The sequence below is a fragment of the Mesorhizobium sp. M0800 genome (genome assembly GCF_040320095.1).
Classification (GTDB): Bacteria; Pseudomonadota; Alphaproteobacteria; order Rhizobiales; family Rhizobiaceae; genus Mesorhizobium.
Window position 1 is genome coordinate 11,825 of sequence record NZ_JAMYOZ010000049.1, and the last position, 19,655, is coordinate 31,479.

At 61.2% G+C, this 19,655-nt stretch carries 18 protein-coding genes; 10 read left to right on the forward strand and 8 right to left on the reverse strand.

Annotated elements, in window-relative coordinates:
• Positions 1-223 precede the first annotated feature (223 nt).
• The 6 genes from NKI18_RS31525 to NKI18_RS31550 are packed head-to-tail and all read right to left on the reverse strand — an operon-like array spanning position 224 to position 5,491.
• A complete protein-coding gene (locus tag NKI18_RS31525) occupies positions 224-1,261 on the reverse strand; it encodes an ROK family protein (RefSeq protein WP_352620805.1) in 1,038 nt (345 codons plus the stop codon).
• On the reverse strand, positions 1,261-1,983 hold the full coding sequence (locus NKI18_RS31530; protein WP_352620804.1) for a ribulose-phosphate 3-epimerase: 723 nt from the start codon (positions 1,981-1,983) through the stop codon (positions 1,261-1,263). The genes NKI18_RS31525 and NKI18_RS31530 overlap by 1 nt, the downstream gene beginning before the upstream one ends.
• A complete protein-coding gene (locus NKI18_RS31535) occupies positions 1,980-2,813 on the reverse strand; it encodes an alpha/beta fold hydrolase (protein WP_352620802.1) in 834 nt (277 codons plus the stop codon). Before NKI18_RS31535 ends, NKI18_RS31530 begins: the two co-directional genes overlap by 4 nt.
• Positions 2,813-3,631 (reverse strand): sugar phosphate isomerase/epimerase family protein, encoded by an 819-nt coding sequence (locus NKI18_RS31540; protein ID WP_352457864.1) that lies wholly within the window; start codon positions 3,629-3,631, stop codon positions 2,813-2,815. The genes NKI18_RS31535 and NKI18_RS31540 overlap by 1 nt, the downstream gene beginning before the upstream one ends.
• Positions 3,631-4,707, reverse strand: coding sequence for a Gfo/Idh/MocA family protein (locus NKI18_RS31545; protein ID WP_353021771.1), 1,077 nt, complete (start codon positions 4,705-4,707; stop codon positions 3,631-3,633). Before NKI18_RS31545 ends, NKI18_RS31540 begins: the two co-directional genes overlap by 1 nt.
• A 10-nt stretch (positions 4,708-4,717) precedes the next feature.
• Complete coding sequence (locus NKI18_RS31550; RefSeq protein ID WP_352620824.1) at positions 4,718-5,491, reverse strand: sugar phosphate isomerase/epimerase family protein; 774 nt, start codon at positions 5,489-5,491, stop codon at positions 4,718-4,720.
• Between the two features lie 495 nt (positions 5,492-5,986).
• On the opposite strand from NKI18_RS31550, the gene NKI18_RS31555 reads away from it, so the two are divergent.
• Together NKI18_RS31555 and NKI18_RS31560 are read left to right on the forward strand one after the other, a co-directional pair.
• A complete protein-coding gene (locus NKI18_RS31555; RefSeq protein WP_353021774.1) occupies positions 5,987-7,135 on the forward strand; it encodes a Gfo/Idh/MocA family protein in 1,149 nt (382 codons plus the stop codon).
• Between the two features lie 16 nt (positions 7,136-7,151).
• Positions 7,152-8,126, forward strand: coding sequence for an alpha/beta hydrolase (locus tag NKI18_RS31560; RefSeq protein ID WP_353021777.1), 975 nt, complete (start codon positions 7,152-7,154; stop codon positions 8,124-8,126).
• Here NKI18_RS31560 and NKI18_RS31565 read toward each other — a convergent pair.
• A complete protein-coding gene (locus NKI18_RS31565) occupies positions 8,107-9,108 on the reverse strand; it encodes a LacI family DNA-binding transcriptional regulator (RefSeq protein WP_352620823.1) in 1,002 nt (333 codons plus the stop codon). The genes NKI18_RS31560 and NKI18_RS31565 overlap by 20 nt on opposite strands.
• 509 nt (positions 9,109-9,617) lie before the next feature.
• Positions 9,618-10,379 (reverse strand): DeoR/GlpR family DNA-binding transcription regulator, encoded by a 762-nt coding sequence (locus NKI18_RS31570; RefSeq protein WP_352620796.1) that lies wholly within the window; start codon positions 10,377-10,379, stop codon positions 9,618-9,620.
• 230 nt (positions 10,380-10,609) lie between these two features.
• Here NKI18_RS31570 and NKI18_RS31575 point away from each other — a divergent pair, with 230 nt between their 5' ends.
• The 8 genes from NKI18_RS31575 to NKI18_RS31610 all read left to right on the forward strand — a co-directional run.
• Positions 10,610-11,410: a beta/alpha barrel domain-containing protein gene (locus NKI18_RS31575; protein ID WP_352457857.1), complete on the forward strand. Its 801-nt coding sequence runs from the start codon at positions 10,610-10,612 to the stop codon at positions 11,408-11,410.
• A 3-nt stretch (positions 11,411-11,413) separates the two neighbouring features.
• Entirely contained in the window at positions 11,414-12,352 is a 939-nt protein-coding gene (locus NKI18_RS31580; RefSeq protein WP_023680293.1) for a PfkB family carbohydrate kinase, read from the forward strand.
• A 148-nt stretch (positions 12,353-12,500) separates the two neighbouring features.
• The gene (locus NKI18_RS31585; RefSeq protein ID WP_352620794.1) at positions 12,501-13,646 is read left to right on the forward strand and encodes an ABC transporter ATP-binding protein; all 1,146 of its coding nucleotides are present in this window, start codon (positions 12,501-12,503) and stop codon (positions 13,644-13,646) included.
• A gap of 627 nt (positions 13,647-14,273) precedes the next feature.
• Complete coding sequence (locus NKI18_RS31590) at positions 14,274-15,527, forward strand: ABC transporter substrate-binding protein (RefSeq protein WP_023680291.1); 1,254 nt, start codon at positions 14,274-14,276, stop codon at positions 15,525-15,527.
• 98 nt (positions 15,528-15,625) lie between these two features.
• On the forward strand, positions 15,626-16,564 hold the full coding sequence (locus NKI18_RS31595; protein WP_023680290.1) for a carbohydrate ABC transporter permease: 939 nt from the start codon (positions 15,626-15,628) through the stop codon (positions 16,562-16,564).
• Between the two features lie 6 nt (positions 16,565-16,570).
• Complete coding sequence (locus NKI18_RS31600; protein ID WP_352457854.1) at positions 16,571-17,416, forward strand: carbohydrate ABC transporter permease; 846 nt, start codon at positions 16,571-16,573, stop codon at positions 17,414-17,416.
• A 640-nt stretch (positions 17,417-18,056) separates the two neighbouring features.
• A complete protein-coding gene (locus NKI18_RS31605; protein WP_352620791.1) occupies positions 18,057-19,046 on the forward strand; it encodes a sugar ABC transporter substrate-binding protein in 990 nt (329 codons plus the stop codon).
• Positions 19,043-19,655: ABC transporter permease (locus NKI18_RS31610; RefSeq protein ID WP_502900797.1), on the forward strand; the 613-nt coding region annotated here is incomplete at its 3' end. The genes NKI18_RS31605 and NKI18_RS31610, both read left to right, overlap by 4 nt.

Genomic DNA, 19,655 nt, shown 5'->3' on the forward strand with positions numbered 1-19,655 from the left:
CAAAATTAATGACGCCTCCGCACGGGCGACGCTGGCCGAGCCCTGCTTCGAACGGTCATGCCGCCGCTGGGCAGTTCGCAGTCTCGCCGCGACTACCAGAAGGCTTGTATGCGCCCATTGCGATGGCGCGCACCTCCAGCGGTGTAGTCGAGCAGAGTCGCCTGGTCGTGGACTAATGACCTCGACGGATCTGTAGGATTTGCGCACGCCGCTCAGCTTGAGCTCAGCCATGGCTTGCCTCCCGGGCACCGGCACGTTTGGTCGTGTCGTTGTTGTTTTCGTCATCTTGCGCCATCGCCAGCGGCGCGCCTGGTTCGCCTTCCCACAGGATCAGGCTGGCGGCGCCGATCAGTCCGGCCTGATTGCCGAGTTGCGCCGGCACGATGGGTACGTCCCGGTAGGCGGGCATCGCCCGCTGCTCGACGACCGCCCTGATGCTTGGAGCCAAGAGGTCGAAACCGTTGGCGAGACCGCCACCCATTACGATCAGGTCCGGCGAATAGAGATGAAGCAGATTGGTGAAGCCGATGCCCAGCCAATTCGCCTCCGCCTCGATGAGTGTGCGCGCGCGCCCGTCGCCTGCACGCGCGGCCTCGACCACGTGCCTGGCCGAGACGTCGCCGTCGGCCGAAAGGCGCCGCAGCAGCGAGCCGTCGCCCGGCGCCGTCAGCGCCGTGGCGCGCCGCCCGAGCGCGGTTCCGGAGGCGACCGCCTCGAAGCAGCCGACGGCGCCGCAGAAGCAGCGGTCGCCTTCGCCGGTGATGGTCATGTGGCCGATCTCGGCCGCCAGCCCGCGCCGGCCATGATAGACGTGACCCTCGGCAACGACGCCACCGCCAATGCCAGTCGACACGGTGACGAACACCATCGACCCGGTGCCACGCCCGGCGCCGAAGCGCCATTCGCCGAGTGCTGCGGCATTGGCGTCGTTCTCCAGCCGCACCGGCAGACCGAAATACTTGCCGAGAATGTCGATCAAGGGCACGTCGTGCCAGCCAGCCAGTGTCGGCGGTGCGATCACGATCCCGGCCTTGGGGTCGAGCGGCCCCGGTGCGCCGACGCCGATGCCGGCAACCTTGGCCTGTGGGTGCTGTGTCAGAAGGTCCCCGGCCAGCGCGATGATCTGGCCGATCACCGCTTCCGATCCCGCGATCGCCATCGTCGGGGCCGAAACATGGGCGATCACGTGGCCGCCGCTCTCGACCAGCGCGCCGCGCAGCTCCGTTCCGCCGAGATCGAAGGCAAGCGCAACCTTTGTCATCAGGCGGCAATCTCCAGCCCATGCAGCCAGGCCATGCGCTGCGCAAGGTCGGGGTCGCCGAATGCCAGCGATCCGAGCACCACGGTTTCGGCGCCGGCGGCGCGCAGGCGGGGCACCGTTTCGTGGCGGATGCCGCCATCGGCAGCCAAGATGATTTCGTTCTCGCGACCTGCTTTTCGCATCAGCGCCCGTGCCTCGATCAGGCGCGGGCCGGCCTGGTCGGACAGGCTCTGGCCCTTGACGCCGATGGATGTGCCGAGAAGCGTCACGAAAGCCACTTGCGACAGGAAAGGTTTGACCGCGGCCACCGGCGTTTCCAGTCTCAGCACCACCCCGGCCTCGACGCCGAGCTCACGCGCCAGCCGCACGGCGCGTAGGCCGGCCCCGCCGTTTTCCGCATGGACGCTGACAAGATCGGCGCCGGCCTCGATGAATTGGCGCGTCTGCTCCTCGACGATCTCCGCTTCAACCATCAAATGCACATGGATCGGCTTTGCCGTCAGCATGGCGATCCGCGCCACCAGGTCCGGAAAGAACAGGAAGCCCGGGGTGAAGCGGGCGTCCGCGACGTCGATGTGGTGGAGGTCGACAAAGGGATCTATGCGCTTCAGGTCGCGCTCCATATTGGCGAGGTCGGCCGACCACAGCGAAAACTCGCCGAGCAACCGGTTGCGCGGAAGGGCGGCGATGGCAGCGGGGCCGGACAGGGATTTGGTCGTCATAACGGGACAAGGCTCCGGATGTTGAAGTGAGCGTGAAGGAAGGTCGTGATCTCAGCCTGCAGCTCGGCGAAATGCCTGACGCTGTCGAGCGCCTTGGGAGAGATTTCCGCAAAGGTCGCGCCGGGGATCGCCGTGGCAAGTGTGCGCGCAGCCGGCAGCGGATGCACCGCATCCATGGCGTTGCCGATGACCAGCGTGGGGACGCCAAGGGCGGCGGCGTTGCTTTCAGAAACGCCCGGTCCGTCGGCGGCGATGTCGGCGAGGACCTGCGCGAATGGCGCGGCGTCCGGCCGGTCGAAATAGCCGAGTAATGAGGCGAGATTGTCGGGCGCGTGGCGCTGCAGGCGCTCGGCGGTTTCCGATTGCGCGAAGATCGTCCTGGCCTTGTCGGGGCCGTGGTCGAGGATGAGGCCGGCGACCTCGGCGATCGGCCGCAGGTTCACCGGCGCGCTGTCGAAAATCCAGGCCGGGCGTACAAGCAGCAGACCCGCGATGCGGTCCGGGTGGCGACAGGCAAGGCGCAAGGCAATGGCGGCGCCCATGGAAACGCCGCCGGCGACGAAACGGTCGAGACCGGCTTGATCGGCGGCGGCAACAACATCGTCCGCGAACATGCTCAGGGAAAACGGACGGCGGCTGCCCAGTCCGGAGGCGCCGTGCCCGCGGCATTCCAGCGTGATGCGCCGCAAGTCGGCACCGGCCGGGAAAGCCTGGGCGATTTGCGCCTCGCCGCCGCCCAGCCCATGCTGGAAGACGACGGCAAGCCCGTTGCCATTATCAGAAATCCGAAGCGTGGCGTCGTCGCGAAGCAGAGCGGCCAGGCGCGCCATCAGGTCAGCCCCATCAGGAAGCGAGCAACCCCTGGTGCCTCTTCGGCCGAGAGGCCATGCGTGACCAGCGGCCCGTCAAAGCCTGATGACTTCAGCCTGGCGACGAAATCCGGGAAATCGACGACGCCCCTGCCGGCGGTGGCAAAGCGCCCGTCGGCGAAGCGGTCCTTGGCATGCGCCATGGCGACGTGGCCGGCAGTGCGTTCGACGGCGGCGGCCACGATGGCGCTTGCTTCCTCGGGGCTCGCCTGTTCGAACAGGTTGGCCGGATCGAGCACGACGCGCAACCGCTTCGAGCCCATCTCGGCGATGAGGCGCATCGCATCCTGCGCCGAGGTTACGATGTTGGCCTGTTCGGGCTCGATGCCGAGATCGACGCCATGACGCTCGGCGAGTTGAAGCGCCTTTTCGATCTCGCCTGCCATGTCGTCCCATGCCTCACGGTCGGCGTTGTCGGGGTGATACGCCCATTGATCGTCCGCGTTGCGCGTTCCCGTGCACAGGGTGACGAGCGGAACAGCAAGGGACGCCGCGGCCTTGATGACCACGCCAAGCCGGCGCATGCCGTCGTCGCGCACCGCTTTGTCCGAATGGGCCATATTATAGGTGCCCGACAGCGCCACCAGGGCGACGCCGGAGGCACCGGATGCTGCCGCGATGGCGCTGATGGCACCGTCAGGTACCGCATCCGGCATCGACGGCAGGCCGGCGCAGGCAAGATTGAACTGGGTGACGGCAAATCCCGCGTCGCGCACCGCCGCCAGCACGCCGGCCGGCTCGCTGCCCGGGAAGGTCCTGGCGAACACCCCGACCTGCATCAGACCGCTCCCGTGACGGCAGCGATCTCGACGCGCAGCCCGCTCTCCACCGAGCGGGCGATCGCCACCATGGCGCGGATCGAGGCGAGGCCGTCCTCGACATCGGCGCCGCGCAGCGGCGCGCCGTCGAGGACCGTGTTGGCGAGGCCTTCGAGTTGCCGCCTGAAGAAATGGCCGTCGGCGCCAAGCGGCTTTCGCGCCGTCGCATCCTTCTCGTGAAAGATGTCGACCTCGCTCGCTCGGAAATACCAGGGATTGAAGGTCTTTGCGATCACGGAGCCGTTCTCGCCATAGAGTTGAAAGCCTTCGTGCCAGTCCATGCGGACGGCGACGGTGAGGTCGAGATGGCCGAGCGCGCCATTGGCGAATTCAGTTTCGACGAACCAGCAATAGGCGCCGAAACGCTCATTGAGGCGGGCGCGCACCGCGACAATCTCGCCGCAGAGGAAGCGTGCTGTATCGACAAGGTGCGAGCCGTGCGCGAGCATGAAATACTGCCTGAGGTCGGCCTTCGGATTGCCGGCCGGCTTCTTTGCCAGCTTGCTGGTGACGGGCAGCGGCTGCACCGCGTCGGTGTTGGTGTAGCGATGCGTGGAATCGCAATACCAGGCCTTCAGCGCCAGGATTTCGCCCATCTCGTCGCGGACGAAATCGCGCGCCGCTTCCAGTGCCGGGTCGAAGCGCTTCATATGTCCGACCTGCAGCACCTTGCCGGAGCGCTTAACCGCATCGGCGAGCGTCTCACCTTCCTCGACCGAGACGCCGATCGGCTTCTCGCACAGCACGTGCTTGCCGGCCTCGAGCGCCTTGATCGACATCGCAACGTGATAGGCGTCCGAGGTCGCAACGATCACCGCTTCCAGCTCAGGGTCGGCGAGCATCTTATCGTAGTCGCTATACATTTTTTCGGGCTCATAGGTCGCGCCCATGCGCGCCAGCAGGTCGGGAGCGGCATCGCAGATCGCATAGAGGTCGGCATTCCGGGCTTTCACGCAGGATTCCAGATGGGCAAATTGCGCGATCGGCCCGCAGCCGAGCACACCGACACGAAGGCGACGGTCTTGCTTGCGGATCATGGTCTCTTCCTCAGGCGCCGTAGCCGCGCATCGTCTGCCGGTTGGTCTTGACCGCGGCCGCCGGATCGGCGGCGGCGGTCTCGGATTCCTCTTCCAGCACCAGCCAGCCATTGAAGCGTGGCGCTGCACTGGCGATGTCGATCACCGCCGCGGTATCGCAGACGCCCTCGCCGAGCATCGCCCATGTGCCGCTGGCATCGACATCCTTCAGGTGCACGTAGCGGATGCGGTCGCGATAGGTGGTGAGCGTATCGGCCATGTTCCGATGGCCGCGCAAGATGTGGCCGGTATCCGGCACCCAGCCGACGAGCGACGGATCGACCAGCCCGAAGATCCGGTCGTAGTCGGCGCGATCGAAGAGCAGCGTGTTATGGTGCGAACTCGGATGCACCGCGACCTGGACGCCCGCCTTGCGCCCTAGCTCCCCCGCCTTGTTGTAGACCTCCGCGGCGATGGCGAATTTGTCGTCGCGCGGGCCGTCGGAGACGACTGTCGCCGAGCCCATCGACACCAGCGTGCCCGGAAAGGCAGCAGCGAAGTCGATCCATCGCTTCGCGGTCTCGAGGTCGTTGCCGATCTTCTCCTTGAGCGTGAAGCCGCTCTTGGAACCGAAGGCGAAGGAGACGAGCGTCAGGCCTGACGCCTTCAGCGCGGTCGCGAACTCCGCCGGCTTGTCGGCATATCGGCCGATCATCGTGTCGGTGATCTCGATGCCGGCATAGCCGCCATCGGCGATCGCCTTCAAGAGATCGTCTGGGCCGCCGGCAAAGCGCTCTCCGAGCATTTCCCAGGTAAAGGTCTGGCAACCGACTTTCAGGTCTTTCACGATCGTCCTTTCATTCCTTGATACCGCCCCGCGTTAGCCTTGCGGTCCTGCCATTCGTGGAAGGCCTTGATTAGGTCGCCAAAGGTTTCCTTGCCGAAGAAGGCGGCGCTGGCAAGCTGATTTCGGAACGTGATTGCGCCCGCACCGGTCGAATGCCGAGACCCGTGCCGAGCGCTGCGGCGCCCAGCATGCCGGCGCCGATGAGAAATTGCCGGCGATCGGCGATGGTGACGTGACCCACAGGCTTCGTAGCGGCGGTCGGCCGTTTTTCATGTCAGTCATTTCCTCCCCTGAAGGCTGGGGCCTCCAATGTTGCGCCAGCATTTTCGCACGTTCTGCAAAATTTTTACGCGCGTCAATATTTAAAGTGCTGTATAGCGGGCTATGATTGCGGCTCGCCACCGATTCAGCAGGCCCGCCGAAGTGTCATCGCGTTGGGAGGCAGACTCGAAAATGCAAGCAAAATCACAGATTAAGCTCGGTATCGGCGTTGTCGGATGCGGCAACATCTCGAGGACTTATCTGCGCAACGCGGCGCTCTTCGGCGGCGTCGAGTTGCGTGCATGCGCCGACATTTCCACCGAACTGGCGGCACTGCGCGGCAGCGAATACGGCATCCGGGCAGTCAGCGTCGACACGCTTCTAGCCGATCCGGACATCGACCTTGTCCTCAACCTGACCGTCCCGGCGGCGCATTTCGACATCTCGTTTTCGGCGCTTTCGGCGGGCAAGCATGTTTTCACCGAAAAGCCGCTGTCAACCTCAGCTAGCGACGGCCGCCGGCTTGTCGCCGAGGCGGCGAAGCGCAATCTGCTCCTAGGCTCGGCCCCCGACACTTTTCTCGGCGCAGCCGGACGGCGGGCGCGCCGCCTGATGGACGAGGGCGCGATCGGCCGCGCCGTCACCGGCACCGCCTTCATGATGGGGCGCGGCATGGAGCACTGGCATCCCAATCCGCAATTTTACTATCAGCCGGGCGCCGGCCCAATCTTCGACATGGGCCCCTATTACCTGACCATGCTGGTCAACCTGCTTGGGCCGGTGGCACGCGTGATGGCGATGGCGACTCGGGGACAGGAAGTGCGCCTTATCACTGCCGAAGGTCCCTACAGGAACACCAGTTTCAAGGTCGGCACGCCGACCAACATCCTATCGCTGCTGGAGTTCCGATCGGGCGCCACCGTCACCTTCGGAGCCTCCTGGGATGTCTTCAGACACTCCAATCACCCTATCGAACTGCACGGCACGGAAGGCTCACTGCGCCTGCCCGATCCTGACACGTTCGGCGGCACCGTATCGCTTTCGGAACGCGGCGCCGACTGGGCCGACTTCCATAGCGAGAGCGAGCTCTACGGGGGGCGCAACTGGCCTTACGCCGCGCCCGACCGCGCCAACTACCGCATGCTTGGCGTCGCCGATCTGTCGCATGCGCTGACGACGGGCAGAAAACCCCGCGCCTCCGGCGATCTCGCTTTGCATGTGCTGGAGATCATGGAGGCGATCATCGCTTCGGGAGAAAGCCGCGAGTCCGTCGCCGTCAACGGGGCGGTCGACCAGCCGCCGCTTCTTGGCGAGGACGAGGCGACGAGCCTGCTTGCCTGAGGCGTAGGATCAGTCGATGGCTACGTTGCTTTCATCATTTCTCGATCCGGAAGCCCGGCATGTGCTCGACCTCGGCCGACAGGCTCCTGCGCGGCCGTTCGACGCCGGCACGCCTGAAGAGGCGCGGCGCGCCTATGAGGAGAGCTTTCCCACACTGCAGGGTGAACGCGAGCCGGTCGCCTCACTGAACGAACGCTTCATCGACGGGCCTAGCGGCCCGTTGACGCTCAGGATCTATCACGGGCGACGGGCGGCCTTGGCCAGTGCCCCAGCGTTGCTTTATCTGCATGGCGGCGGCTGGGTGATCGGCAATCTCGATTCCCATGACGAGATCTGCCGCTGGTTTGCCAACATGGCGGCCTGTGTGGTCGTCTGTCCCGACTATCGGCTGGCGCCGGAACACAAATTCCCGGCCGCCATCGAGGATTGTCGCGCAGCATTTGCCTTCATGCAAAGTGCGGCCGACGATCTCGGCATCGACGCGGAGCGGATCGCTGTAGCCGGCGCCAGCGCCCGTGGGAATAAAGCTGCGGGGGGGTGGGTGATGGTGCGTGGGAGCAAGAATCCGCCGACCGTGCAATTGCTGTTCTATCCGAACACGGATGCCTCGCAGACAGCGGACAGCTATCGCCGTTTTGCTGAGGGCTATGGTCTCACCGCGGCAACGATGGCCTGGTTCCGCGACCACTATGTCAACCATGCCGGGGATATCGACGACTGGCGCGTGTCGCCGCTGAAGGTCGCCAGCCTTGCCGGCGCAGCACCAGCCTTTGTCGCGATCGCCGGTCACGACATTCTCGTTGACGAGGGTGAGGCTTACGCAAAGCGTCTGCAAGATGACGGCGTGCCTGTCGTGCTGAGGCGCTGGCCTGGCCAGATCCACGGCTTTGTCTCGATGGGCCGCCATGGTCCGGCCTCGCGGCAAGCCGTCGGCGCGGCGGTTGCCGCGTGGCGCGGCTTCGATGGAAAGCTCAGGCCGATTGACGCATAACCAGCGTCGCGTCGAGATTGACCTTAGCGGCAACCTCAGCTCCATCCTCGCTCAGCAGGGCCAGCAGCGTCTCGACGCTATATCCCGCCATGGCGGCGAAGTCCTGCGCCATGGTGGTGAGGCCTGGACATGTGTAGCGGCTCAGCGGGTGATCGTCATGAGCTGCGACACGCAGGTCGCAGTCGGCCTTGCGACCGACCTTGAGGCCTTGCGCGTAGGCGGCCGCCATCACGCCGAAGGCGAGACGGTCGTTGTTGCACAGAATGGTCTTGCCCGACAGGCCGCCATTGCCGAGCATTTTTTCCATTTGCTCGTAGCCGATCCGTTCGAAATCCCATGTGTACTCGTCGGTGTTGCCGATGACGACAGGCTCATGCCCGAGCCGCTTCATAGAAGCGATATAGCTTTTCAGTCGTTCTGGCGAGTTGTGGTTGACGTGCGGGATATCGAAATAGACCGGGGCGTCGCCGGACCGGCACAGATACTCGACGATGGTCGAGACGCTCTGGGCATTGTTGTTGCCGACGAACGGCGTTCCGCCTTCGAGATAGGTGTCGAAATAGACCACCGGTATGGCCTGCGTCAGCTTCTCCAGCGTGCCGTGGTCCGAGCGCAGGCCGAGCGGCGCGATGAGTGCACCGGAGACCTTCAGCGACAGGATGGTTCGCGTTGCCTCCACTTCGAGCTCGCGCGAGCCGTGCGAGGAGATCACGATCGGCCAGTAGCCTTCGTCGCGCAGCCTTAGTTCGATGCGGCTGACCATCTCCGAATAAAAGGGGTCGGCCACTGTCGGCACCATGATGCCGATGCTGCGGGTCCGCTTGCGGTTCAGGTTGCGTGCAAACAGATTGGGCTGGTAGTCGGACGAGCGCAGCGCCTCTTCGATACGCTGCCGTGTCGCTGGCTTGACGCTGGTCGGATCGTCGAAATATTTCGACAGCGTCGGCCTGGAGACGCCGCAAGAGCGGGCAAAATCATCCATCGTCTTGTGCGTCGTCGGCAATTCAAACGCCTCGCGTTCTGGACATCCAATCACTGGGTTGCCCTAGCGCTGCCCCAGGGTACCCGCATACGCTGCCGTGCAACGGCAATGCAAAATTTTACAGAGAGCTTCAGCAGTTTCAACGCGTATCGCTGAATTTTTTCACGCGTAAATTTATTAGTTGACGCGAAAAGTACAAGCCATATTGACTCCGAATATCGGTTGCCGCCAGGCAGAATTGCACGCGACTGAGAGGGGTCGTTCGAGTCGGGCCCTGGGGAGAAACGCCGGGAGGTTCCGCGAGGTGAAGAAGCTGGTCTCAGCCGGCGAGATCGAGCTTCGGCGATTGACGCAGCGTCGGCACCGAGATGCTGAGGGCAGCAACAGCGCGCTTTCCAGTCTAGCGCGATATGAAGATCCTTAATGTGCTAAATTTGTCTTCGTACTCCGAAACGTCGGTTGCCAATGGGACACGCTGCCAATTCTGGGCACCACAATCCGGAAGGCACCTACACATAGCGCACTTCGACTCCCAGCTTGTCCAATCGACTGCGAATCCCATAGGGCATAGCGGTGTCGGTGATGATCAGATCGACACGTGACAACGAAAATGCCTTAGATGAGGCGCCAATATCCCATTTGCTTGAATCCGCCACAAGGATCACGCGCCTGGCCATACGAACCAGATTGCGTTTTGTGCGCGCAATGTCTTCTGAGACATCGACGACATCGAATGCCTGATCGATCGCATGCGCGCTGAGGAACGCTTGGTGGGCCACAAGGCCGCCCACAGCCCTATCAAAATCCGACACGATCGTGCTGACCGTCGAGGGATAGACCCGACCGCCTATCATATGCACGTCCAGCCCAGGGCGATACATCAGATGCTGTGCAATGTTCATCGCGGTTGTGGCTACTACCACATTGTTGACCGGGGGCATCTGCATTGCGACCTGCAGCAACGTCGAGCCGCTGTCGAACACCACGGACTGGTTGTCTATGATCTGGCGCGCCGCCATCTGCGCGATACGCCGTTTGGCATCGAAATTGCGAGACATCCGCTCTTCGAAGGCCGCCGCGGGCGAATCAGCGGGCAAGGCGATCGCACCGCCATGCGTTTTGATCAACTGCTTTTTTGCATCCAGAATTTCCAGGTCGGACCTGATGGTCACCTCGGAGACGCCGAAGTTTTCCGCCAGTTGGCTGGTACGCGCCTGGCCGGTCCGCTGAAGCGCGAGCATGATCTGATGTCGCCGTTGTTCCGCAAGCATGTGTAACCCCGAATTGCTGTTTGGATAACTGCACGCCAACCTTTCGAAAATCGAATAGGAAACCGGCCTGCGTTTGAGAATTCGAGGGATACCGCCTCACCGCAGCGAATGCTAGCCGTTGCAGTTGCAACCTATATCGAAACGAAAGAAATCGAAATATTGAATATTGTTTTGCTTTCGAGTTAGGGTCCTCAACGTCAGATCAACAATTGCGAAGGGACTGCACTGATATGGGCCTTGGAACTAAAATTCGCTTGTCGCGGCTGTTCTCGCATCGATCTGGGAACCTGTTCGGTGGTGCCGTCGACCATTTCGTAGGGTACGGCAACGTCCGCGAGGGAGGCCTTGCGGATCTGCCCGGCGCGCTCAAGCGGGTGATGGCCGGAGAGCCAGATTACATCAGCATTCAGCCTGGTGCGGCGCGTCATTTGTGGCCGGCTTACGCCGGCAAGGCAGCGCTGGTCATTCAGGCGGGATGCTTTACGCCCGACGATCGGATCAGTCAGTTGATCGCGACGCCCGAAGATGCAGTGCGCTATGGTGCCGATGCGCTGGCGGTCGCCATTCCGGTGCGGGGCGATACCGAGGGTCACTACATTCGTTGGCTTACCGATACGGTCAACGCGGCTGCTCGTTTCGAAATGCCGGTCGTTGCACATGTTTATCCCCGCGACTATTCAAACGGCTGCAAGATCGTCTTCACCCCCGACGAAATCGCCTACGCAGTGCGGATTGGTTTTGAGACCGGTGTTGACGTGATCAAGGTCGGATACACCGGGGACTTCGACTCATTCAAGGAAACCGTGGCAACTTGCCCGGTTCCCATCGTTATCGCCGGCGGTCCGAAGACCGAGGATCTTCTGGGCGCTCTCACCCAGACGTCTGAAGCCCTGCGCGCCGGTGCGAAGGGTGCCGTCGTGGGGCGCAATCTGTGGGGGCACGGTGACACCACGATGGCAGCGCGTGCATTCAAGTGCGTCATTCACGATGGGATGGCGCCGCAAGACGCTTTGGCGGCTGCGGGCACGTGAGCTGTGACCGGCAATCTGCAGGTTTTGGGCTTCGGAGCCTTGGCGATTGACGACATCATCTATGTCGACAGCCCGCTGGGTGCTGGCAAAGGGAAGGTGACAAATCGCACGAAGGACCACGGCGGCAATGTGGCGACGGCACTCGTTGCTGTCGCCAAGCTGGGGGGGCGTGCCGGTTTCATCGGCTGGCTGAGTGATCAGCCACTTACGGATGTCGGCGCCCACGAGCTTGAACGACACGGCGTCGACATATCTTTCGCGCCACGTCGTTCCGATGCCAAGCCGATCCGGTCGGTTATTACGGTCGCGCCCGATGGTGACAGGTTCATCGCCTATGATGATGATGTGCCGCACGGGACCTCCGATGCGCTGGCCGATAGCGTCCTTGCGCAAGCCCAGGTGCTGCTGATCGACGGTTACGCCACGCACGCCGACATGATCGTTGCTCGTGCCCGTAAGCTGGGTCTGGCGGTGGTGGCCGATATTGAGTGGACTGTCGGACCTGCGACCGAACGATTGATCCGCCTGTCAAATCACCTGGTATTGCCTCTGAAATTTGCCCAAACCTATACTGGCGAGGCCAAGGCGACAGCGATCCTGCGCAAGCTGTGGTCAGATGACCGCTCCGCGGTCGTGTTAACCGAAGGCGATCGAGGAGCCTATATCCGGCAAAAGGACGATGTCGTTTTGTGGCACGTTCCGGCCTACAAGGTCAGGGCAGTGGACACGACCGGCGCGGGGGATTGTTTTCATGGCGCCTATGCCTTCGCCCTTACGCAGGGAAAGCAGCCTGTCGCCTGCGCTGTTTATGCAACTGCCGCGGCCGCGATCTCAGTGACGGGCCGGGGTGGCCGCATGGCTCTGCCGGATCACAACGCCTGTGTCGCGTGGATGGCGAAAGAAAATGCACCTGTGCCCATACCGATTACGTCGCCAGACTGAGAATTCATCACTCGGATATTGCCGCTGCTGGTGGGACGTCCGAGGCGCGCGGTTAACCGCGCAGATAGCAATGCCGGTTCGATCTGCAGTCGCGCCGCGCGGAGGCTATTCGATGTTTAGGTAGCGCTGACAATAGGGAGGATGTGACGTGGCTGTTGTTGTGTTGGACAAAATTTGCAAAACCTACGGGACGAAATTCCAAGCCATTAAGGATCTTAGCCTGACGATAAACGACGGCGAGTTCCTCATTCTCGTTGGCCCTTCGGGATGCGGAAAATCGACAGCCTTGCGCATGATCGCGGGGCTGGAGGAGATCAGCAGCGGAACCCTGACCATTGGTGGAGAGAATGTTGAGGACCTAGCGCCGAAGGACCGGGATATTGCGATGGTCTTTCAGAACTATGCCCTTTATCCGCATATGACAGTGTTCGACAACATAGGCTTTTCGATGAAGCTTGCGGGGAAGAGCAAGGCCGAGCGGACGAAGCGCGTCCATGAAATAGCAAAGACCCTGCAGCTGCACACGCTGCTCGACAGTAAACCGGCCGCGCTGTCTGGCGGACAACGCCAGAGGGTCGCCATGGGGCGCGCGATGGTGCGCGAACCGGCAGCCTTTCTCATGGATGAACCCTTGTCAAACCTCGATGCCAAGCTGCGCGTGCAAATGCGCGCGGAAATTGTCAGCCTGCAAAGACAGCTGGGGGTGACCACGATTTATGTGACACACGATCAGACCGAAGCCTTGACCATGGGCGACCGGGTTGCGGTCTTGAAAGGCGGTGTCCTTCAGCAGGTCGACACGCCAAAGACGCTGTATAATCGACCAGTCAATGCCTTCGTCGCGGGTTTCATCGGCTCGCCGTCGATGAACCTGTTCGAAGGCCGTTTGCACAATGGCAGGATCAACCTGCCGACCTTTTCGATACCGGTACAGACGAGTGCGTTTGAGCGCTCTCCTGGTCTGAGCGCCTTCGAAGGCAAGACGCTCATTTTCGGCATACGCCCCGAGGATCTTTACGACAGCAGTCTGGAATCGGGATCGCGACATGCCACTCTACCGGCCATCGTGAAGACGACAGAGGAATTGGGATCCGAGCTTATCGTTCATTTGAAGGTCGACGCGGTTCGAATCGATTCTGGCGACCCAGACGCTGTTGAAGATCTAAGCGGCGCCGCAAACGTCGTAGCGAGGTTTGAAGCCGTCAGCGCGGTCCGGCCGGGCGCGTTGATTGATCTGGCGATCGATGCGGCCAAGTTGCACTTCTTCGATCCCCAGACGCACCTCACAATCTAGCGTGATCCGCGATGGTTGACCCGGCTAAAGGGACGGAGGAGCAAATGTCGCTTCCGTCTTCTGGTCCATTTGCGTAGGTGACGGTAGACGCTGGCTTCGCTCTCCTGGGCAATCCGACCAGTTCTCGCTCGCCCATCACAGCTCGGGCCGTCTTCGTTGGCAAATGGTGAGACTTTGCTCGACATCGGTTCAGCGCGCGACAGCCGATTTTTCCACCGGAGGTGGAGATCGTCTTGTGCCCGGCGGCACCCTGTCATCGACAACCAAAACGATCGCCTGAACGCCTCTGAATTGCGACGTCTACGCGAGCGCGCGAACCCCACCGAATGGCGTTTTTTCTCTTCCAATATACGACTTTCATTTGTTTTCTTTTTAGGGGAGTGGCTTTCATTTGTTTACGAAAACAGAGAAAGAAAGCGGCACAAGCAATGTGCACAAGGGAAAAACTACCCTCAGAGAACTTAAGAAAACCATATACCAATCAATGGCTTACATTCATTCATAACGTCCCGGCATCCTACCCATTTTTCACGATTGCAGTTCTTGATTGACACAAAGACCCGGAAAAGAACCTAGTTTGATCGCGATCGGGAGGATCGAGCCAAACGTCGCTCCTAGGAGGAAAACATGAACGTCAGAAGATATATTGCTGCGGCCACGTCCGCTGTGGCTGTCTGGGCACTGTCTGCTACCTGCGCCTTTGCTGAGACCAATCTCGAATTCATCCAATGGTGGGAGCCGGAAATGCCCGCCGGTGCTCTGCGTAGCATCATGGACGACTTCGAAGCCAAAAACCCTGGTATCAAGGTGACGCTCGTCAGCGGTCCCTATTCCGCCACCCATGATCAGATCGTAGTCGGCGCCGCGTCGGGGACGCTCAGCGACGTCGTCGGCCTGGACGGAGCATGGGTCAATGGCCTTGCAAAGCAGGGCGCAATCGCTTCCATGGACAGCCTGATGGCTGACGCCAAATATGATCAGAGCCAGATCGCTGACATCATCAAGGTCAACGGCCAAAGCGTCATGTTCCCGCTCGCCTCGTTCGTATACCCGGTCTTCGTCAACCTCGATCTGGCCAAGGCTGCTGGTGTCGACAAGATGCCGGCCAACCGCACAGAATTCGCCGCTGCCGCGAAGAAGATGACCAATGCGGACAAGAATGAGTACGGGTGGGTGCTGCCGCTATCGCTGCAAAACCCCGGCGGCATCCAGAACGACGTGATGTCTTGGGTCTGGGCTTCCGGAGCATCGATGCTCAAGGACGGCAAGCCCGACGTGGAAAATGAGGCCGTGGTCGGTACACTCGAATACGTCAAGTCGCTACAGGACGCTGGCGTCATATCGCCAGGCATCTTTGCCAAGAAGGAACAGGACAAGGTCGAAGAGTTCGTCAACGGCCGTGTCGGAATGATGATCGACTCGCTGGCTCATATCAATCTTATCCGCCAGCGTAACCCCAATCTCAAGTTCGGTATCTCTGCGCTTCCTGCGGTCGACGGCTATACGGGTAAGCGCGGACTGCCCTATGCCTCTTGGGGCATCGGCATTAGCAACAGCACCGAGCATAAGGCAGAAGCCTGGAAGCTTGTTGAATATCTGATGAGCCCGGAAGTGAACGGCCGCCTGGTATCGCTCGCAAATGCCTTTCCGGGCAACGTGCAAGCGAAGCCTGACTTCTCGAAATCGGACCCGCTGTTCGAGGAAGCCTTCAAGATCTTCCAAAGCGGTCACTTGGCCAATGAATTCGTGGGCTTGCCGGTGGCCGAAGACCTGATGCGCGACATGAACGTCGAAGTGCAAAAGATGTTCGACGGCCAGCAAACCGCAAAGGAGGCCGCTGCCAACACGCAAAAGCAGTGGTTGGTTGACTTCGCCAAGTAGGCGCTGCTTCAGACAATTCGGCAGCGCGATAAGATCTATCGCGCTGCCGCTGCATCGGAACCGGACCATACGGTCGATGACCAAGCGGATTGTACCTCATGAGCCTCGCCAACGAAGGTTTGATCGTCGCGCGAACGAAAATGCGCAAGCGTGGCATGCTTTCTTACAAGACGAGAAAGCGGCTCACTCCGCTGTTTTATGTGGCACCCGCCACGTTTTTGTTTTGTCTACTAATGCTGTTTCCCATGATCACGGTCCTGCGCTATTCGCTGATGGACGGCGCAATCATGAAAAAGGACGCTGCTTTCATAGGGTTGCAGAACTACGAGACGATCTTCACAGATCCAGTCTTCTGGCAGTCGGTCGGGCAGACCCTCTATTTCACGGTGATGAGCGTCATTTTCCACCTTCTAATCGGCCTGGCCTTCGCCCTGTTGCTGAACACCCAACGCGTCCATCCGATGATTAGAAGCATCCTGCGTGTTCTCTACATATTGCCCTGGCTCTTTACGGCAGTGATCATCGCAATCATCTGGCGGCTGCTTTTGGATCCCAATGGCGTGGTCAACAGCATTCTGATGACGCTCCATATCGTCAACTCCAAGGTCGAGTGGTTCTCCTCGACGAAAACCGCGATCCATGCGTTGACGTTTGCGAACATCTGGGCGGGATACCCCCTATATATGGTCAGCTTGCTCGCCGGTCTCCAGGGCATCCCCAAGGACCTTTACGAAGCCGCCGGCATCGATGGCGCCAATGAGTTCCAAAAGTTTCGGTACATTACGATCCCGCAGCTGATGCCAATCATCATCAGCATCGCCCTGCTGGATTTTATCTGGACGATGCAAGTCTTCCCCCTGGTCTGGATGACGACGGGCGGTGGACCGATCCATTCGACCGAGGTGCTGAGCACGTATACCTATAAGCTTGCGTTTTCGAGTTACGAATTTTCACAGGCTTCGGCGAGCGCGATCTTCATCTTGATCATCTCGATGGGCGCGACTTACTTCTACATCAAACACCAGAAGGCCAGGTGACCGGCAATGGCAAAGCGCTCCTTCAAAAGCACCGTTTTGCCGACCGTACTGACATATCTCGGGCTCGCGGCCGGTCTGGTCTTTGCAGGCTTTCCAATCCTGTGGATGTTTTTCACTTCGTTGAAATCGAACACCGAGATCTTTGCCCTGCCGCCGAGACTGCTGCCCGACCATTTCACGAACGTAGCCTATCTTTCGATCTTCAATGATCCGACCAAGGTGCGCTTCTTTCTCAACAGCTATCTGGTCGCGGGAGTGGTAACCCTTCTGACGTTACTGATCGCCATTCTGACGGCCTATGGCTTCAGCCGCTATTCATTCCGGCTTAAGAATACGCTTAACGTCTTCATCATCAGCACACAGACCGTACCGCCGATCACGCTTCTGATCCCCTATTTCGGCATGGTCGTCGCCTTCGGCATTTTCAACACCTATTTCGCGCTGATTCTAACCTACATGGTATTCACCCTGCCTTACGCAATCCTTCTGATGACCGGCTATCTCAATACTCTGCCAAAGGAACTCGATGAGGCAGTGCTGGTCGATGGGGGGTCAAGTTGGACAGCGCTGTGGCGTGTGATTATCCCTCTTTCAGTCCCCGGCGTCGTCGCGACCGCGGTCTATACGTTTCTGTTGGCGTGGAACGAGTTCCTTTTTGCGCTCACTTTGACGAAGTCGACGGACATGCGGACCGTTCCGATCGGTATCGAGTTGCTTATGGGCCAACATGCGTTCGAATGGAACGAGATGATGGCGATGAGCGTGCTGGGATCACTCCCGCTTCTGATCCTGTATCTGATTGCACAACGTTACTTCCTCGCGGGCCTGGCCGCCGGGTCGGTGAAGAGCTGAGCAAACTGACTGCCAGTTCGCTGTTCGCTGCTGAACACATCAACCCATTCCGGCCCCGAAAGTCCGGTCTTTGACAGCGCCAGCGCTATGCCAAATCCTACACGTCGAGGGTCGTGCAGGCCGAAGGCGGCGACAGGACGCCGTTGCACAGCCCGATCGCGCTCGACATCTCTCCCGCGGTTTGCCACCTGTTTCGCGCGGATGGCCCGGCGCTGACGCCGCTGCCTGAGTGGCGCACTCGGAAGTTGAATCCGACTGCTGACCAAGCCGGCTTCTAGCCTGGCCTCGGCATCCCCTGCCTTGTGGATTTCGCCATCTGATGCCGCGATAGCTCGACACCGGTTTGCTGCACTGCAGCACATCAAAACCCGCGGCACACCATTTTCAAACTTGACGCGTGTCAAATTTTTCTCAAACATGCGGAAACGCTGACAAGGCATTAATCAGCGCTCTGGGAGGAGCAATGCCTGGCACGAAAAAAGGCCCCAAACGGGCCCTGACCCACGAATTGCATGGCGATCGCCGATCGGTCGGCAGCCTGTCATCGCAAACCTTGAGGCAGCCCGCGCCACATCAGGCATTCCGTTCGCCGAAAACGAACCAGATGCAACGCACCCACCAAATAGGAGGAGCACGACGCATGCGTATGTTCAATTGCCTGACGCTTGGCGCAGGTCTGTTTGCAATCATCGTTTCAGTGCCGGCCCATGCCGAAGACGCGGCGCGCGTCGCGGCCATCGTCAAGGGTCTCGACAATCCCTTCTTCCAATACATGCACACGGGTATCGAAGAGCAGGCCAAGGCCAACGGCGTGGCCGTCACCGTTCAGGCAGCCGCCAACATGGGCGACGCAACCGGACAGGCCGATCGGTTGACCGCCATGGCTATGCAGGATTTCGATTGCTACCTGGTCAATCCGATCAGCGTCTCCAACCTGGTGCAGGCGCTGGTGCCCGTCGCCCAGAAGAAAAAGCCGATCGTCAACATCGATAGCACCATCGATGCCGAGCAGGCCAAGGCGGCGGGCTTTGCCATCTCAACCTATATCGGCACCGACAACGTCGCTGCCGGCGCACTGGCCGGGAAGGAGATGCTGAAGCTGGTGCCGAAGGGTTCCAAGGTCGCCCTGGTGGCAGGCATCGTCGGCGATGTCGGCAGCAATGCCCGCATCAAGGGTTTCAAGCAGGCCGTCGAAGGCAAGCTCGAAGTCGTGGTGATGGTGAGCGCCGACTGGGATCGCGAGAAGGCTCTCACCGCGGCCACCGACATCCTGGCAGCGCACCCCGATCTCTCCGGCTTCTTCGCCGCCAACGACATCATGGCACTCGGCGTCGAACGCGCCGTGCAGACGGCAGGCAAGGACGTCAAGGTGATCGGACTTGACGGCATCGTCGACGCGCTGAAATCGGTTGCCGCCGGCGAACTCTCCGCCACCGTGGCGCAATATCCCTATGTCGTCGGCGCCATGGGCGTGGAAGCCTGTGCCGCGGCGGCCAAGGGCAAGACGCTTCCCGCCAACGTGCCGGCGCCAGTGCTGTTGATCAACAAGGACAATGCGGAAGCCTCGCTGAAGAACTTCCCGCGCCCGGGTGGCGACTATCCGGATCCCTTCCGCGAGATGTTGCAGTGACCACTCCTGAACAAAACGCGCCTGCGCATGACGCGGGCGCGTTGGAGGAGAGCCGCCCCTCCCTGACGGCTCTCCTCCTGGATCCTTCCTTCTGGGCCGACTGGGCATCCGTCGTCGGCCTCGTCGGCCTCGTCATCGTGTTCGGCATCGCCCAACCGGTCTTTCTCAGCGTCGCCAATTTGCAGGCCCTGCTGCTGGCGGCGGCGATCCTTGTCGTGCTGTCGATCGGCCAGACCTTCGTCGTCGCGACAGCCGGCATCGATCTTTCGCTCGCGGCCGCCGTAATGCTGGGCGCCATCATCCTGGGCCTCGTCAATGCCGCCGGCTATGGCATCTTGCTGGCCTGCGTGCTTGCCGTCGCCGCCACCAGTGCCGTGGGATTCCTGAACGGCGTGCTCATCACCGCCGGGCGCATTCCCGATTTCGTGGTGACGCTCGGCACGCTTTCGGGCATCACCGGCCTTGGCCTGATCCTGTCGGGCGGGGGGGGGGGGGGGGGGGGGGGGGGGGGGGGCGAGGGGCGGGGGGGGGGGAGGCGGGGGGCGGCCGGGGGGGGGGGAGGGGGGTGGGGGGAGAGGCGGGAGGCAGGGGGCTGGGCGGGACAGCGAA

What these genes read in the sequence shown, in the direction of transcription:
- NKI18_RS31525 (WP_352620805.1), bottom strand. Translation starts at nt 1,261, where the DNA reads ATGACAAAGGTTGCGCTTGCCTTCGATCTCGGCGGAACGGAGCTGCGC.
- NKI18_RS31530 (WP_352620804.1), bottom strand. Translation starts at nt 1,983, where the DNA reads ATGACGACCAAATCCCTGTCCGGCCCCGCTGCCATCGCCGCCCTTCCG.
- NKI18_RS31535 (WP_352620802.1), bottom strand. Translation starts at nt 2,813, where the DNA reads ATGGCGCGCCTGGCCGCTCTGCTTCGCGACGACGCCACGCTTCGGATT.
- NKI18_RS31540 (WP_352457864.1), bottom strand. Translation starts at nt 3,631, where the DNA reads ATGCAGGTCGGGGTGTTCGCCAGGACCTTCCCGGGCAGCGAGCCGGCC.
- NKI18_RS31545 (WP_353021771.1), bottom strand. Translation starts at nt 4,707, where the DNA reads ATGATCCGCAAGCAAGACCGTCGCCTTCGTGTCGGTGTGCTCGGCTGC.
- NKI18_RS31550 (WP_352620824.1), bottom strand. Translation starts at nt 5,491, where the DNA reads ATGCTCGGAGAGCGCTTTGCCGGCGGCCCAGACGATCTCTTGAAGGCG.
- NKI18_RS31555 (WP_353021774.1), top strand. Translation starts at nt 5,987, where the DNA reads ATGCAAGCAAAATCACAGATTAAGCTCGGTATCGGCGTTGTCGGATGC.
- NKI18_RS31560 (WP_353021777.1), top strand. Translation starts at nt 7,152, where the DNA reads ATGGCTACGTTGCTTTCATCATTTCTCGATCCGGAAGCCCGGCATGTG.
- NKI18_RS31565 (WP_352620823.1), bottom strand. Translation starts at nt 9,108, where the DNA reads ATGGATGATTTTGCCCGCTCTTGCGGCGTCTCCAGGCCGACGCTGTCG.
- NKI18_RS31570 (WP_352620796.1), bottom strand. Translation starts at nt 10,379, where the DNA reads ATGCTTGCGGAACAACGGCGACATCAGATCATGCTCGCGCTTCAGCGG.
- NKI18_RS31575 (WP_352457857.1), top strand. Translation starts at nt 10,610, where the DNA reads ATGGGCCTTGGAACTAAAATTCGCTTGTCGCGGCTGTTCTCGCATCGA.
- NKI18_RS31590 (WP_023680291.1), top strand. Translation starts at nt 14,274, where the DNA reads ATGAACGTCAGAAGATATATTGCTGCGGCCACGTCCGCTGTGGCTGTC.
- NKI18_RS31595 (WP_023680290.1), top strand. Translation starts at nt 15,626, where the DNA reads ATGAGCCTCGCCAACGAAGGTTTGATCGTCGCGCGAACGAAAATGCGC.
- NKI18_RS31600 (WP_352457854.1), top strand. Translation starts at nt 16,571, where the DNA reads ATGGCAAAGCGCTCCTTCAAAAGCACCGTTTTGCCGACCGTACTGACA.
- NKI18_RS31605 (WP_352620791.1), top strand. Translation starts at nt 18,057, where the DNA reads ATGCGTATGTTCAATTGCCTGACGCTTGGCGCAGGTCTGTTTGCAATC.